Source organism: Serratia sp. KG1D (genome assembly GCF_037150675.1).
Lineage (GTDB): Bacteria > Pseudomonadota > Gammaproteobacteria > Enterobacterales > Enterobacteriaceae > Serratia > Serratia nematodiphila.
Genome location: NZ_JBAGIH010000001.1, coordinates 1842465 through 1857479 on the forward strand (window position 1 = coordinate 1842465; position 15015 = coordinate 1857479).

16 protein-coding genes are annotated in these 15015 nt (G+C 61.0%); 3 read left to right on the plus strand and 13 right to left on the minus strand.

What is annotated here, in order from left to right; all coding sequences use genetic code 11:
• Window positions 1-122: 122 nt before the first annotated feature.
• Window positions 123-1757: a peptide ABC transporter substrate-binding protein gene (locus WFM45_RS08960; RefSeq protein WP_015378005.1), complete on the minus strand. Its 1635-nt coding sequence runs from the start codon at window positions 1755-1757 to the stop codon at window positions 123-125.
• A gap of 160 nt (window positions 1758-1917) precedes the next feature.
• The gene (locus tag WFM45_RS08965; RefSeq protein WP_015378006.1) at window positions 1918-2268 is read right to left on the minus strand and encodes a hypothetical protein; all 351 of its coding nucleotides are present in this window, start codon (window positions 2266-2268) and stop codon (window positions 1918-1920) included.
• Between the two features lie 205 nt (window positions 2269-2473).
• On the opposite strand from WFM45_RS08965, the gene mpaA reads away from it, so the two are divergent.
• On the plus strand, window positions 2474-3181 hold the full coding sequence (gene mpaA / locus WFM45_RS08970) for a murein tripeptide amidase MpaA (protein WP_004930517.1): 708 nt from the start codon (window positions 2474-2476) through the stop codon (window positions 3179-3181).
• A gap of 3 nt (window positions 3182-3184) precedes the next feature.
• Here mpaA and ycjG read toward each other — a convergent pair whose 3' ends face one another.
• Window positions 3185-4159 carry an L-Ala-D/L-Glu epimerase gene (ycjG, locus tag WFM45_RS08975; protein WP_250602481.1) on the minus strand — a complete coding sequence of 325 codons (975 nt, stop codon included), beginning with the start codon at window positions 4157-4159 and terminating at the stop codon, window positions 3185-3187.
• Window positions 4160-4384: 225 nt separating this feature from the next.
• Between ycjG and tpx the strand changes: the two genes are divergently transcribed.
• Window positions 4385-4888, plus strand: coding sequence for a thiol peroxidase (gene tpx / locus WFM45_RS08980; protein ID WP_004930536.1), 504 nt, complete (start codon window positions 4385-4387; stop codon window positions 4886-4888).
• Between the two features lie 57 nt (window positions 4889-4945).
• Here tpx and tyrR read toward each other — a convergent pair whose 3' ends face one another.
• The 7 genes from tyrR to pspA all read right to left on the minus strand — a co-directional run bounded on the left by tyrR (window position 4946) and on the right by pspA (window position 10945).
• Complete coding sequence (gene tyrR / locus WFM45_RS08985; protein ID WP_015378008.1) at window positions 4946-6517, minus strand: transcriptional regulator TyrR; 1572 nt, start codon at window positions 6515-6517, stop codon at window positions 4946-4948.
• A 313-nt stretch (window positions 6518-6830) separates the two neighbouring features.
• The gene (locus tag WFM45_RS08990; RefSeq protein WP_336955242.1) at window positions 6831-7892 is read right to left on the minus strand and encodes a YcjF family protein; all 1062 of its coding nucleotides are present in this window, start codon (window positions 7890-7892) and stop codon (window positions 6831-6833) included.
• Window positions 7889-9286, minus strand: a complete 1398-nt coding sequence (locus tag WFM45_RS08995; protein WP_049188991.1) for a YcjX family protein — start codon at window positions 9284-9286, stop codon at window positions 7889-7891. The genes WFM45_RS08990 and WFM45_RS08995 overlap by 4 nt, the downstream gene beginning before the upstream one ends.
• On the minus strand, window positions 9267-9533 hold the full coding sequence (gene pspD / locus WFM45_RS09000; protein ID WP_031299672.1) for a phage shock protein PspD: 267 nt from the start codon (window positions 9531-9533) through the stop codon (window positions 9267-9269). Before pspD ends, WFM45_RS08995 begins: the two co-directional genes overlap by 20 nt.
• Before the next feature lie 96 nt (window positions 9534-9629).
• Window positions 9630-9989 carry an envelope stress response membrane protein PspC gene (gene pspC, locus WFM45_RS09005; protein WP_015378011.1) on the minus strand — a complete coding sequence of 120 codons (360 nt, stop codon included), beginning with the start codon at window positions 9987-9989 and terminating at the stop codon, window positions 9630-9632.
• Entirely contained in the window at window positions 9989-10216 is a 228-nt protein-coding gene (pspB, locus tag WFM45_RS09010) for an envelope stress response membrane protein PspB (protein WP_004930553.1), read from the minus strand. Before pspB ends, pspC begins: the two co-directional genes overlap by 1 nt.
• Before the next feature lie 63 nt (window positions 10217-10279).
• Entirely contained in the window at window positions 10280-10945 is a 666-nt protein-coding gene (pspA, locus tag WFM45_RS09015) for a phage shock protein PspA (protein ID WP_004930555.1), read from the minus strand.
• 184 nt (window positions 10946-11129) lie between these two features.
• Here pspA and pspF point away from each other — a divergent pair, with 184 nt between their 5' ends.
• Window positions 11130-12137 (plus strand): phage shock protein operon transcriptional activator, encoded by a 1008-nt coding sequence (gene pspF, locus WFM45_RS09020; RefSeq protein ID WP_033632928.1) that lies wholly within the window; start codon window positions 11130-11132, stop codon window positions 12135-12137.
• Window positions 12138-12330: 193 nt separating this feature from the next.
• Here the strand turns inward: pspF and zigA are convergent, their stop codons facing one another.
• Genes zigA through folE2 form a run of 3 tightly spaced genes read right to left on the minus strand, consistent with a single transcriptional unit; the run spans window position 12331 to window position 15005 of the window.
• Complete coding sequence (gene zigA / locus WFM45_RS09025) at window positions 12331-13518, minus strand: zinc metallochaperone GTPase ZigA (RefSeq protein WP_015378013.1); 1188 nt, start codon at window positions 13516-13518, stop codon at window positions 12331-12333.
• Between the two features lie 10 nt (window positions 13519-13528).
• A complete protein-coding gene (locus WFM45_RS09030) occupies window positions 13529-14089 on the minus strand; it encodes a carbonate dehydratase (RefSeq protein WP_048323719.1) in 561 nt (186 codons plus the stop codon).
• The gene (folE2, locus tag WFM45_RS09035) at window positions 14079-15005 is read right to left on the minus strand and encodes a GTP cyclohydrolase FolE2 (protein WP_033632926.1); all 927 of its coding nucleotides are present in this window, start codon (window positions 15003-15005) and stop codon (window positions 14079-14081) included. Before folE2 ends, WFM45_RS09030 begins: the two co-directional genes overlap by 11 nt.
• Window positions 15006-15015: the final 10 nt, after the last annotated feature.

Below are 15015 nucleotides of genomic sequence, written 5' to 3' on the forward strand. Positions count from 1 at the left end.
TGATGGCAACCCTGTTTATTATTAAACGGGGTTTATCGCGTGGAAAATTAATTATTCTCGTGGTTTCGCCGCCGAAAAAAAATAACGCCCCCACATTGCGCAGGGGCGGTAAATAAACCAACTCAGTGTTTGATGATATACATCGTTTGGCTATAGGCCACGTCTTCCGGATTGGTGATCGGGTAGCCTTTTACCCACGGTTTGATCAGGCGGCCGTTGGTGTATTGGTATATCGGCGCGATCGGCGCCTGATCGGCAATGATCTGTTCCATCTTGTTGTAATCGGCGGTCACCGCCGCCGGGTTGGTTTCCCGCCCCGCCTGCGCCAGCAGCTTGTCGTAGTCCGCATTCTTGAACTTGGCGATATTGCCGCTGTGGGTGGAGGTCAGCAGCGACAGGAAGGTCGACGCCTCGTTATAGTCACCCACCCAGGAGGCGCGGATCACATCGAAATTGCCGGTATTGCGGCTGTCGATGTAAGTTTTCCACTCCTGATTCTGCAGCTTGACGTCAATCCCCAGCTTTTTCTTCCACATCGAGGCCACGGCGATGGCGATCTTCTGGTGGCTTTCCGAGGTGTTATACAGCAGCGTCAGCTTCAGCGGGTTGTTCGGGCCGTAACCGGCCGCCTGCAGCAACGCTTTGGCCTGCGCGTCCAGCTCCGCCTGCGATTGCTGTTGCAGCAAGCTCGCCTCGGGTTTGAACCCGGCGGTGACGTCCGGCGTAAAGTGGTAGGCCGGTTTTTCGCCGGTGCCCAGCACTTTTTCCGCGATAATCTTGCGATCGATGGCGTAGGACAAGGCCTGACGCACCCGCACGTCGTTGGTCGGCGCACGCTGGGTGTTGAACGCGTAGTAATAGGTGCCCAATTGATCCGGGGTGTACACCTGCCCCGGAATGTCTTTCAGCAGCTTCTGATACATGTTTTTCGGGAAGGATTCGGTGATGTCGATGTCACCCGCCAGGTAACGCTTGGTGGCGTTGGATTCCTGGTTGATCGGCACGAAGGTCACTTTGGTCAGCACGGTGCGCGCATGATCCCAGTAATGGTCGTTAGGCGTCAGCACCAGCTTCTCGTTCACCACCCGTTCCTGCAGTTTGAACGCGCCGTTGCCCACCAGATTGCCGACCTTGGTCCAGTCGTTGCCGTATTTTTCCACCACCGCCTTGTTCACCGGGAACAGGCTGAAGTTGGCCGTCAGGCTGACGAAGTACGGCACCGGCTTGTCCAACTGCACCTTGAGCGTGTAGTCATCCGGCGCCGATACGCCCAAGCGATCGGCAGGCAGTTTGCCGCTGATGATCTGCTCGGCGTTCTGGATCCCCGCCAGCTGCGCGAACCAGGCGAACGGCGACAAATTTTTCGGTTCTACCAGCCGCTGCCAGCTGTAGACGAAGTCTTTTGCCGTGACAGGGTCACCATTTGACCACCGCGCGTCTTTACGCAGATGGAAGATATAAGTCTGGTTGTCGCTGGTCTGCCAGCGGGTGGCGACACCGGGGATCACTTTGCCGTTGGCGTCCTGATTGACCAGCCCTTCGAACAGATCGCGCGCCAGCTGAGCCTCCGGCAAGCCCACCGCTTTGATCGGATCGAGCGAGGCCGGTTCGTCTTTAATGTGGCGCACGATTTCCTGTTTGTCCGCCAGCGCGGTGCCCGGGGGAACCTGCGCCGCCATGGCGCTGCTCATACAGGCGCCGATCGCCGCCGCGCAGAGCGCCAAACGAAAACCCCGTTGCATTTTTTTTCCCGTCATTGTGATTTGTCCCCCGTTAACCATCTGAATTTTTTATCATATAGCACAAGATCCATCCGGCCTAGCGCTCACGGCCGAGAAGTTGCAAAAAGTGCGATTCAGGCGATAAAAAAACCCGTGCGGCACAGGGCGGCACGGGCGGTGTTTGCAGCGGCGACCGTCAGTCGTACAGGTGGATGCTGTTGATGCGGTAGCTGAACTCTTCGCCCTCTTCTTCATCGAACACGGTGAAAAAGCCTTTCTCGGCCAGCGGACGTGCCGAGATATCGGTTTTTTGCAGCTGGCGCGCATCCGCGTCGTCGTAACCGTAGTCGAGGTAGAAGGCATCTTTCTGGTAATCGATATGCAGGGTGAACGGATAGTTCGATTCGTCCCCGCGCCCGTCGTCGTTTTTCACCACGCCGAACCATTCCCCCTGGCGGATCTGGTTTTCAGCGTCTACGCCGCACAGCAGCGTGATGGTGTCATTTTCATTTTCGCTATAGCTGGCGATGATTCTGGCTACTGGCATGTTAAATCCTCTTGCGGGTGATTGGCTTAGCTCTGCCGTTAGTATAACAACAGCCTCAGGCCAGGTGCGGTTTAATTGGCGTTTTCGCCGCTACCGCATCACAGATCGCGCAAACGCCGCACAATTGCGATGGGAAAGATGTCTCAAAGCGTAATACACTGAATAAAATGACAATGACTCTCGGCTTTAACTCAGGGACAATACCATGACCGAACATCGACCACGCAGTGAACGTGGCCAGTTGGCCATCGCAGGAGAGAACTACGGCAGCTCGCTGCTGGGCGCACCGCTGCTCTATTTCCCGGCGGCGGTCAGCGGCCCGCAGACCGGGCTGATCATCGCCGGCACCCACGGCGATGAGAGCGCCGCCATCGTAACCCTGTCCTGCGCGCTGCGCAGCATCGCCCCCGAACAGTTGCGCCACCACGTGGTGCTGGCGGTCAACCCCGACGGCTGTCAGCTGGGGCTGCGCGCCAATGCCAACGGCGTCGATCTGAACCGCAACTTCCCGGCCGCCAACTGGCGCTCCGGCGACACCGTCTACCGCTGGAACAGCGCGGCGCCGGTGCGCGACGTCAGGCTCTCCACCGGCGGGCGCCCCGGCTCCGAACCGGAAACCCAGGCGCTGTGTCATCTGATCCATCGCCTGAAGCCGCATTGGGTGGTGTCGTTCCATGAGCCGCTGGCCTGCATTGAAGATCCCGCCAGCTCGCGGCTCGGCGTTTGGCTGTCGCACAAGTTCGAGCTGCCGCTGGTGACCAGCGTCGGTTATGAAACGCCCGGCTCGTTCGGCAGCTGGTGCGCGGATCTGTCGCTGCCGTGCATCACCGCCGAATTCCCGCCGATCTCCGCCGATGCCGCCAGCGAGCGTTACATCGACGCGATGACCGAGTTGTTGACCTACCCGGATTAATCCCTACGGGGCGATATCGACGATCGCCCCGCATTCGAACGCCAGGCCCGGTTCGGCGTCTCGCGCCAGCCAGGTCGGGCCGTCCAGATCGACGAAGCGCGCCGCCGGCGCCAGCGGCAAGGCAGCGGATATCGCCCGCGACGTACATAACATGCAGCCGAGCATGATGGCGAACCCTTGTTCGCACGCGGCCTGCGCCAGCGCCAACGCCTCGGTCAAGCCGCCGGTTTTGTCCAGTTTGATGTTGACCATCTGATAGCGTTGCGCCAGCCGCGGCAGATCGGCACGGGTGTGGCAGCTCTCATCGGCGCAGATCGGCAGCGGATGGATAAAGTGCTCCAGCGCGGCGTCGTCACCGGCCGGCAGCGGCTGCTCCAGCATCGCTACGCCGAGATCGGCCAGCAGCTGGCAGCGCGCCGCCAGCCCTTCCGCCTGCCAGGATTCATTGGCGTCGACGATCAGCGTCGCCTGCGGCACCGCGGCGCGGATCGCCACCAGCCGCTCGCTGATATAGTGATCGTCGAGTTTGATCTTCAGCAGCGTGGCGCCCTGCCGCTCCAGCTCACGCGCGGCGAAGGCCATCGCTTCCGGCGTGCCGATGCTGACGGTCTGCGCCATGCTGATCTGCGCCGGCGCCGTCACGCCGCTGCGCTGCCACAGGCTTTGCCCGTGCAGACGACACTCCAGATCCCACAGCGCCGAATCCAGAGCGTTGCGGGCCGCGCCCGCCGGCATCTGCGACAGCAGCTGCTCGCGGGTGATGCCCCGCGCGATCGCCGGCGCCATCTCAGCCAGCTGCGCCATCACCGATTCCTCGCTCTCGCCATAGCGCGGATACGGCGTGCATTCGCCGACGCCGCGCACGCCCTGCTGTTCGATTTCGACCACCACCACCCTGGCTTCGGTGCGGCTGCCGCGCGCGATCACGAAGGCGGTGTGCAGCGGCCAGGCTTCCGGGTAAAAACGCATGTCTCTCATAACGGCTCCTGAGCGAAAACTGCGCATCCAGGCAGGCTGATGCGCCGGTGATGTTTTATAGAACAGCCTAATATATACAACTATTTAGCAAACTTTGATATCCAATCCGCCCCGCTTGTCATAAACTGGCGCCAGGGTGTGAACCTGATGTTAACAGCCGTCGCCGGCGCGCCGTTCCATCAGGTTCATACCCTTTGTATAAACACCTGTAAAAGGAATCTAGCAATGACTCAGACAGTACATTTTCAAGGCAATCCGGTCAGCGTAGCGGGCAAACTGCCACAGCAGGGCGAACAGGCCAAGGCCTTCTCGCTGGTTGCCAAAGACCTGTCAGACGTAGCGCTGAGCAGCTTCGCGGGTAAACGCAAAGTCCTGAACATCTTCCCAAGCATCGATACCGGCGTCTGCGCGACGTCGGTGCGTAAATTCAACCAGTTGGCCAGCGGCCTGGATAACACCGTGGTGCTGTGCATTTCCGCCGATCTGCCGTTCGCGCAGTCGCGTTTCTGCGGCGCGGAAGGCCTGAGCAACGTGGTCACCCTGTCCACCCTGCGCGGCGCCGAGTTCAAACAGGCATACGGCGTTGAAATCGCCGAAGGTCCATTGGCGGGCCTGACCGCGCGTGCGGTCGTGGTGCTGGATGGCCAGGACAACGTGCTGTACAGCGAGCTGGTGAACGAAATCACCACCGAGCCGGATTACGACGCGGCGCTGGCAGCGCTGAAATAACAAAGCCGGCGTTCGCCGGCTTTGGAAACACGCTAAAGGCGCCGCAAGGCGCCTTTCTTATTCTTCGCCCTCGGCGCCGCCTTTACGGCTGCTCAGGCCATACTCGCGCAGCTTGTTGGCGATGGCGGTATGGGAAACGCCCAGGCGCTTCGCCAGCTTGCGGGTGCTGGGATAGGTGCGATACAGGCGCGTCAGCACCGAGCGCTCGAAACGCTTGCTGATGTCGTCCAGCGAGCCGTCCAGCACCTCGTCGCCCAACGACATCTCCACCTCGAACTCCGGCAACACGATATCCTGCGGCCGCAGTTCGTAGCCTTCGGTTTGCGTCAGCGCGCGGTAGATGGCGTTTTTCAGCTGGCGCACGTTGCCCGGCCAGCCGTATTTGCTGAGGAAGCCGCCCAGATCGTTCGCCAGCTTGGGCCGCGCCACGCCCTGCTCATCGGCGAAGCGCGCCACGAACAGCTCGGTCAGCGGCATGATGTCCTGCGGACGTTCGCGCAGCGGCGGGATGGTGATGGTCAGCACGTTGAGGCGATAATAGAGGTCTTCGCGGAATTCGCCGCGCTGCACCAGCTCGGTCAGGTTCTTCTGGGTGGCGCAGATCACGCGCACGTCGACGTGCACCTCATGCTCTTCGCCGACCCGGCGGAACGTGCCGTCATTGAGAAAACGCAACAGTTTGGTCTGCATGCGCGGCGACATTTCGCCGATCTCATCCAGCAGCACCGAACCGCCGTTGGCCTGCTCGAAGAAGCCCTTTTTGCCTTCCAGCGCGTTGGGATAAGCGCCCGGCGCATGGCCGAACAGCTCGCTCTCCACCACGTCATCCGGCAGCGCGGCGCAGTTCAGCGCCAGGAACGGCTGCTTGCCGCGCGGGCTGCGCAGGTGGCAGGCGCGGGCCAGAATATCCTTGCCGGTGCCGGTATCGCCCACGATCAGCAGCGGCGCATCGAGCATCGCCAGCTTGCGCGCCTGCTCCAGCACGTGACGCATCTTGGCGCTCACCGCGACGATGTGGTCGAATTCGGTATCGTCGTTCACCGACAGATTTTGCAGTTGGCGGCCCATTCGCGCGGTGGACTTCAACATCACCACTGCGCCGACCGCAGCCGGCTGTTGCTGTTCGTCCTCCAGATAGATAGGCGTAATGTCCATCAGGAAGTCCTGGCTGCGGATCACCACCCGTTCTGAGTGCGGCGCCGTATGCTCGCTCTCCAGCCAGCGGCTGAAGTTATAGCCGCCGATCAGCGCCCCGGCGGTCTGGTTGCGGATCTTGTCTTCGCTCAGGCTGAACAGCGCCAGCGCCGCCGGGTTGGCCAGCTCGACCTTGCCCTTCATATCGATAGAGAACACCGGCTCCGGCATCGACTCCAGCAGCGCACGCAGCGCGCGATGCTCGCGTTCGGAAGGCATAAAGCTGACGGTGCGCACGTCGGTCACGCCGGCGATGCGACGGATCTCCGCCATCAACGCGCGGAAAGTATCGAAGTCCAGCTGGGAAAAATTGAGGTAAATGCGGCCGATGGGATCGATCTCGATGCCACGTAAGTCAATGCTGCGCGATACCAAAAGATCGAGTAATTCTCGAGTGAGACCGAGGCGGTCTTCGCAAAATACTTCCAAACGCATCAGTGTTGGCCTTATCTCTGCAAGTGCGGGGATCGTTGACGATGATGATACTCCCTCGCACCGGGCGGTAGAAGCGATCTGTCAGCAAAAGTTGACAGAACTCTGATTTATTGCCGTGGTTGCTGATTTTAAACGCAAGTGAATAACAGCATCGGCGTAATTTTAGCCTGTAAACAGAGAGTTATCACAATCATAATTAATTTTGCAGAGATTTATCACGCAATCACAGGGGGATCGACTGTCGTCAAGTCTCGATTACGTCCGGCGTCGGCGCCGCTCAGAAAACGGCGCTCCTGAGAGCGCCGTCGCGGGGTTATTTGGCCTTGCCGTCGCCCTTTTTCAGCGTATCTTTCAACTGGCCGATCAGCTGGCTGCGGAAATCGCCAAGCTTCGGTTTTTCCCCTTCCAGCCACGGCAGCGGGCGGCACAGTTCCATCGCCTTGATGCCCAGTCGCGCGGTCAACAGCCCGGCGCCAATGCCCTGCGCCGCGCGCGCCGACAGCCGCGCCGCCAGATCCTGCGACATCCAGTCCATGCCCACTTCGCGCACCAGCTCGGAAGCGCCGGCGAAAGCGATATTGAGCAGCACCAACCGGAACAGACGAATGCGGCTGAAGTAACCCAGTTCGATGCCGTACAGCGCGGCGATGCGGTTGATCAAACGGATGTTGCGCCAGGCGATAAACGCCATATCCACCAACGCCAACGGGCTGACGGCGATCATCAGCGTCGACTCGGCGGCGGAGCGGCTGATTTCGCGCCGCGCCTGGTTGTCGAGCACCGGCTGCACCAGTTTGGCGTACAGCTCCACCACTTCACGATCGTTTTGCGTTTCATGCAGCGAGGCCTGCCAGCGCTGCAGCGCCGGATGCCCCTGATCCAGCCCGGCCTGGCGCGCCAACTTCTCGCAGAATTCGCGCCCTTGCCCCAGCCCGTGGCTGTGCAACAGCTCGCGCGCCACGTCGCGCTCCTCCGCGCGCTGGCGCAGCCGATACAAACGCCGCCACTCGGTGACCACCGAACCGACGCCGGCGAACACGATCAGGCCGCCGGCCACGCCGCCGCCCATGGCGATCCAGTCCTGCTGCGCCCAGGCGGTATGCACCCACTGCACGCCCTGCGCCACCACGCTGACGCCGAACAGCGCCAGCCCGGCGGTGACCATTTTGCGCCACAGGCTGCGTTTCGGCTTCAGCGCGGCGTTAATGATGCCTTCGGCGCGCCCTTCTTCCTCCTCCTGCTGCAGCTCCGGCGCCGCCGGAAAGAAGCTTTCCGCCTGCTCGGCGTCGAAAGCGACGCCGGCGCGCAACGCCGGTTCCTGCGGCGGCTGCAGCGGCTCGTCAAAATCGATACGCGGTTTGATCGGCTCGCTCATCGCAATTTATCTCCCAATAAAAACTCCATCACCGCATCCAGACGGATATGCGGCAACGGGCTGTCCACGCTCATGGCGCGCGGGCGAAACTCATCGAAGTGGAACCCCTGGCTCTGCCAGAACGCCGGCCCCGGCAGGCGGGCGGGCACTTCGCCAGGGAACACCGTCAGCGGCGCGCCGTCGCTGAGGCGGTTGCCCTTCAGCGCCGGGATACGCTGCCCCTGATGATCGACGATGCCGCTCTCGGTCGCCTGCACCGAGGCCAGGCCGACGCAATCCATGCTGATGCCTTCGAACGCCGCATTCTGCCACGCCTCTTGCACCAGCTGTTGCAGCAAGGACACCAGATTGGCGTGCTGATCGGCGGTGATATGGTCCGCTTTGGTGGCGGCGAACATCAGTTTGTCGATGGTCGGCGAGAACAAGCGGCGAAACAGCGTGCGCTTGCCGTAATGAAAGCTCTGCATCAGTTGGGTCAACGCCAGACGCATGTCGTTGAACGCCTGCGGGCCGCTGTTGAGCGGCTGCAGGCAGTCGACCAGCACGATTTGCCGATCGAAACGGACGAAATGCTCTTTGTAGAAGTTCTTGACGATCGACTGGCAGTAGTAATTGAAGCGAGCGCGCAACATGCCGATGTTGGTGTGTTTGTCGGCCTGCGCCAGCTTCGACTCGCCGATCGCGGCCACGTCAGGCCACGGGAAAAACTGCAGCGCCGGCGCGCCGGCCATGTCGCCCGGCAGCACGAAACGCCCCGGCTGAATGAAGTGCAGCCCTTCGCTTTTGCAGCGCAGCAGATAATCGGTGTAGGCCTGTGCGATCGCCGCCAGCCGGTTTTCGTCGGCCGGCGCCAGCGGATCGCAGGTTTTGCACAGCTCAAGCCAGGGCTTAGCCCATTCGGCGCGTTCGCCCTGCAGCAGCCCGGTCATCTGGCGCGACCAGGCCAGGTAATCCTGTTCGAGCATCGGCAGATCCAACAACCATTCACCAGGATAGTCGACGATCTCCAGGTACAGCGTTGAGGTGTCTTTGAAGTGGCGCAGCAGCGAGTCGTTGGAGCGGTAGCGCAACGCCAGACGAATTTCGCTGACGCCGCGCGTCGGCGTCGGCCAGGCCGGCGGCGTGCCGTACAGTTGCGCCAGCCCTTCGTCATAGGTGAAACGCTGGATGCCGAGATCGCGCTGCGGGATACGTTTAACGCCCAACAGGCGTTCTTCGCGCACCGGTGAAAACAGCGGCATGCGCGCGCCGCTGTGCACATGCAGCAGTTGGTTAACGAAAGCGGTGATAAAGGCGGTTTTGCCGCTGCGGCTCAGGCCGGTCACCGCCAGGCGCAGATGGCGATCCATTCCGCGGTTGACCAGCGAGGTTAACTCATTTTGCAGTCGTTTCATTGCTCTCCTTGACGTAACGCCCGAAAGCCTTGTTCAGGCCTTTACGGAACAGCGGTTCCAGCACCAGCGCCAGCACGAAGCGCACCGGTTTGCGGCCGACGGTTTTCAACAGCCAGCCGGCAGCGCCCGCCGGGCCATAGTTCAATAACGCTATGATGATGACTTTAGCCAATGTCTTCAACATTGCCGCCGCTCCTCGTTTAAATCCACCCGTTCTGGCGGTGTTTGCGACATCGATTTTATTCATGACAATGCCCTCCGGCACTAGATGATTAAGGTTACATTCACGGGATAACGGCGGCGAAGATGCCCGGCCTGCGCAGGCCGGGTATCGCAAGAAGGGTTACAGCTTGCGGAAACGGCTCTGTACGCCGAAGGTGTCGGACGTCACGTAACGCTCGACCTGACGCAGCTGCTGCTCGCCGCTGCCCAGCTCATATTCCAGTTGATCGAGCAGCTGGCGCGGCGTCTTCTGATGCTCGCCTTCGAAGCGGCTGGCCGGCGCCTCGTCCAACACGAACACCAGCGCGATATAGGCCACCAGCGTGAAGAAGAACAGCCCAAAGAACAGCGACAGCACCACCATCACGCGGATCAGGCGCACCGGCACGTCGAAATAGTGGGCCAAACCGGCGCAGACGCCTTTCACCATGCCTTCTTCGGGTACGCGATAAAGCTTTTTACTGCCCAGCGTATTACTCATCAGGACTGTCTCCAGTTCGGGTGTTCCGCATCAAGGATCTCTTCCAGCGCCTGAATGCGTTCACGCATGCGTTTGGCGTCTTCCGCCAGCTGCGCCAGGCGCTGCATTTCTTGCTGACTCAGCTGGATGCCGGTCTGTTGCCGATTGCTGTAATGCAGCCAAAGCCAAATCGGCGCGACAAACAGCACGAAAATTGTCAGCGGAATGGCAAGTAATAAAGCACTCATTGTTATTCCTTCTTATCGGGTCCTGGATAGGCGGCCACCTCCGGCGTGTGGCCGCGGTTCGCCTTACTCTGAGCGGTTCATCTTGGCTTTCAGCGCCGCCAGCTGCTCACTGATGGCGTCGTCGGCTTTCAGCTCGGCAAACTCTTGGTCCAGCGACTTCTTTTTACCGATGCTGATGCTTTCCGCTTCGGCTTCCATGTGGTCGATGCGGCGCTCGAACTGTTCGAAACGCGCCATCGCCTCATCCAGCTTGCCGCTGTCGAGCTGACGGCGTACCTCGCGCGAGGAAGAGGCGGCCTGATGGCGCAGCGCCAGCGCCTGCTGCCGCGCGCGGGTTTCGGTCAGCTTGTTTTCCAGCTCACCGATTTCGCTCTTCATGCGCGCCAGCGTTTCTTCTACGGTCGCCACTTCCTGCGTCAGCGTGGCGATCAGGTCGGCAACCTTTTGTTTTTCGATCAGCGCCGCGCGGGCCAAGTCTTCTTTATCTTTGCGCAGCGCCAGCTCGGCTTTTTCCTGCCAGTCGCTGACTTGGCTTTCACCCTGCTCGATGCGGCGCAGCAGCTGTTTCTTTTCCGCCAGCGCGCGCGCCGACGTAGAGCGGACTTCAACCAGCGTGTCTTCCATCTCTTGGATCATCAACCGCACCAGCTTCTGCGGATCTTCCGCCTTGTCCAGCAGGGTGTTGATGTTGGCGTTCACGATGTCGGCAAAACGAGAAAAAATACCCATAATTCACTTCCTCTTGGTTCTGATGGCGTCTGAAGCGCCGCGTTAAGTCGTACAGCTTGCCCAAAGAGATAATCAAAACCCGTGCCAACTTTTATATCATTGAAAAACAACAACTCTTTATTTTTGACTCTCCGTGCGCTTGCTGTAGAGTGATTATTTTCACCAAACATTGGCGAATTTCATCATGAACGAACAGCCAGAGAATTTGTTGGGCGAAGCAAACGCCTTCGTCGACGTATTGGAGCAAGTCTCCCAGGTGGCAAAGCTGAACAAACCGGTACTGGTGATCGGCGAGCGCGGCACCGGCAAGGAACTGATCGCCCACCGCCTGCACTACCTCTCCAACCGTTGGCAAGGGCCGTTCATCTCGCTCAACTGTGCGGCGCTGAATGAAAACCTGCTGGACTCCGAGCTGTTCGGCCACGAGGCCGGCGCCTTTACCGGTGCGCAGAAACGTCATCTGGGCCGCTTCGAGCGCGCCGACGGCGGCACACTGTTCCTCGATGAGCTGGCGACCGCGCCGATGCTGGTGCAGGAGAAATTGCTGCGGGTGATCGAATACGGCCAGCTGGAACGCGTGGGCGGCAGTCAGCCGCTGCGGGTGGATGTGCGGTTGGTGTGCGCCACCAACGACGATCTGCCGGCGTTGGCGGCGGCGGGCAAGTTTCGCGCCGATCTGCTGGATCGGCTGGCGTTCGACGTGGTGCAGCTGCCGCCGCTGCGCCAACGCCGGCCCGATATCATGTTGCTGGCCGAGCACTTCGCCATTCAAATGTGCCGCGAGCTAGGGCTGCCGCTGTTTCCCGGCTTTACCGAACGCGCCAGGCAGACGTTGCTCGAATATGGCTGGCCGGGCAACGTGCGCGAACTGAAAAACGTGGTGGAACGTTCGGTCTATCGTCACGGCGACAGCGACAGCCCGCTTGACAACATCGTCATCAACCCGTTTGCGCCGCGCGAGGCCACGCCGCTTGCACCCGCACCTGAAGGCGCCGGCGCGTTGCCGGCGCTGCCGCTGGAACTAAAACACTGGCAGCTCGAGCAGGAGAAGGCGCTTCTCGAAGCGGCGCTGCAGCAAGGCCGGTTCAATCAGCGCAAGGCGGCGCAGCTGCTGGGACTCACCTACCATCAGCTACGCGGCATGCTGAAAAAACATGCGCTGCTGCAAAACGGCGAAACGGACGAGGAATAGCGGGCAAAAAAAAAGCCAGCACCCGAGCTGGCTTAAAAAACACTGGAAGCAATGTGAGCAATGTCGTGCCTTCCACATCAGAGCCGCAAACTGTGGCCTTCCGTGAACTGCCAGGCGATGATAATAGTTATCAGTATCGTCTGTAAAGCACTTTGTTGAGAATTTTTCTCATTACCACACGAAGATTGCGCAATTACCACTCAGGGAACGGGTCCGCCATGTCCAGCCAATAGTCCACGCCGGCGGCCATTTCGTCGTCGTTCAGCAGGCAGTCGTCCAGCAGACGCACGATCGCCGCCTGTTGCAAGTGCTGGCCGATAAACACCAACTCCTGGCGCATGTCGCCGAACGGCTCCACCCATTTCTCCTGAATATGCGCCCGCGTTTGCGGATCCTGCGGCCAATTATCTTGCGGGATCGCGCGCCAAAAGGTGCCCGCCAGGCCGTAATGGGCGATGCCGCCGGCCTGGCTCCACTGCCCGGCCTGCCGCGGCCGCGTCGCCAGCCAGAAGAAGCCTTTCGAGCGCAGCAGCTTGCCGCCGCCCCAATCGCCGTTGATCACGCGGTAGAACTTGTCCGGCGCAAACGGCCGCCGCGCCTGATAGACAAAGCTGCTGATGCCGTAGCTTTCCGTTTCCGGCACGTGTTCGCCGCGCAGCTCTTTCAGCCAGCCGGGCGCCTGCTGCGCCTTTTCAAAGCTGAAGCTGCCGGTATTCAGCACCGCCTCCAGCGGCAGTTTGCCCGGCGCGATCGGCACAATGCGGGCGTCGGGATTCAGGCTGGCCAGCAGCGCCATCACTTCGCCCTGCTGCGTTGGCGTCAACAGATCGGTCTTGCTGACCAGGATCACGTCGCAAAATTCAATTTGCTCAATCAACAGGTCCGCCACGCTGCGCAGATCGTCCTCACCCAGGCTTTGGCCGGCCTCCTGCAGGCTTTGCGCCTGCTGGTATTGCTGAATGAAATTCACCCCGTCGACCACCGTCACCAGCGTATCCAGCCGGGCGAATTGGGACAGGCTTTCGCCCGTTTCATCCTCAAAGGTAAAGGTTTCCGCCACCGGCAGCGGCTCCGAGATGCCGCTCGATTCGATCAACAGGTAATCGAAACGCCCCTCCTGCGCCAGTTCGCGCACCGACACCAGCAGGTCTTCGCGCAGCGTGCAGCAGATGCAGCCGTTGCTCATCTCCACCAGCTTCTCTTCCTGGCGATCGAGATGTACTTCATTCTCCACCAGCGCGGCGTCAATGTTCACTTCGCTCATGTCGTTGACAATCACCGCCACGCGCATGCCCTGCCGGTTGTTCAGGATATGGTTCAGCACCGTGGTCTTGCCGGCGCCGAGAAAGCCGGAAAGCACGGTCACGGGAAGTTGTTTCATGGAAACCTCATTAAAATTCATTGCGTAATGCCTGATAACCGCGCACCAGTTCGACGTTGGTGGCGGCCACTTCTTCCGAAAACTGCAGCGCGCCGCGATCGACCTGGCGATAGCGCGACAGATCGCTGTCCGGCCCCACGCGTTCGGTCGAGGGGATATAGCGGTTTTCCGGCAGCGTCACGCCGTCCACCACCGCGTTGTAGCGCACCACGCAGCCGGACTGAACGTGGCAGTTGAACAGCACGCTGTTGAAACCGATAAACACCCGATCGCCGATGCGGCACGGGCCGTGCACGATGGCGCGGTGGGCGATCGAGCTGTAACGGCCGATGGTCACCGCCGCCCCGCTCTTGGAGTGGATCACCACGCCATCCTGAATATTGGAGTGCGAGCCGATGACGATCGGCTCCATGTCGCCGGCGGCGTTCAACTCGTCGGCGCGGATCACCGCATACGGGCCGACGTAAACGAAATCTTCGACGATCACCCGGCCGCATAGAATGGCGGTGGGATCGATGTAGGCCAGCGGCGAGACCTGCGGCAGATGGCCACTGGGATTTTTACGCAGCATGGTGTTCTCCCCGCCAGCTCAGCTCCGCCACCGCATTGTGGGCATGCAGGCTCTCCTGATGTTCAACGCGCAGCGAGAAAGCGCGGTAGTCGCACTGGCTGCGCAGCATGCGATACAGACGGCGCGCCGCGTCCTCGCAAAACATCAGGTTCTGACCGTTGGCCAGCGCGAAGGCCTGCTCGTCGCGGCGTTTCACCAGCGTTTGTACCGGCGTGCCCAGCGCGTGTTCGATACGGTCAATCAGCTTCACCGGTTCGAACGCCCGTTCATTCTCGGGCGTCACGGTGATCCAGGCCCAGCTGCGCTGGCTGTGGGGGGTGGCCGGCATCCCTTGCTCCAACAGCCACTCGCTCACCTGCCGCTGGTTGACCCGCTCCGCCTCCTGTTCAAAATCAAACTGGAACTGTTGCTGCGCCAGCTGGCGGCTGAGCGCCGCCGAACTCGGGCAGGTGGAGGAGTAAGGCACGCCGACGGTCAGCGCCAGCGTCAGCGTGTCTGCCAGAGTGGCCTCGATGCGCAGCGGATAGGCTTTCCAGCCGCGCTGCGGCGACAGCAGCGCCGGGCGTGACAGCAACAGCTCGCCGCTGAGCGTCAGGCTGGCGCGATCGCTGTGTTCCGGCTGCGAAGCCAAAAAGGCCTGCAACGTTCGGCCGATGCGCTGTGGCGTCAGCTCTCCCTGCGTCAACTCGTCCAGCGCCAGATACAGCCGCGACATGTGAATGCCGCGTTCCCCCGCCGCTTCGGCGCGCAGGTTGATACCGGCGTCGACCTTCGCCATCAATGGCTTGCCGGCCAGCTCCAGCGGCAGCGCGATCCCTTGCATCCCGACCCAATCGAGCCCGACATCACTCATTTCGCCGCGCCATGCCTGAGCGTCCGGCAGCGAACGGCGTGGTGGAAGTGCAACTTCGTTCATACATCCCCTT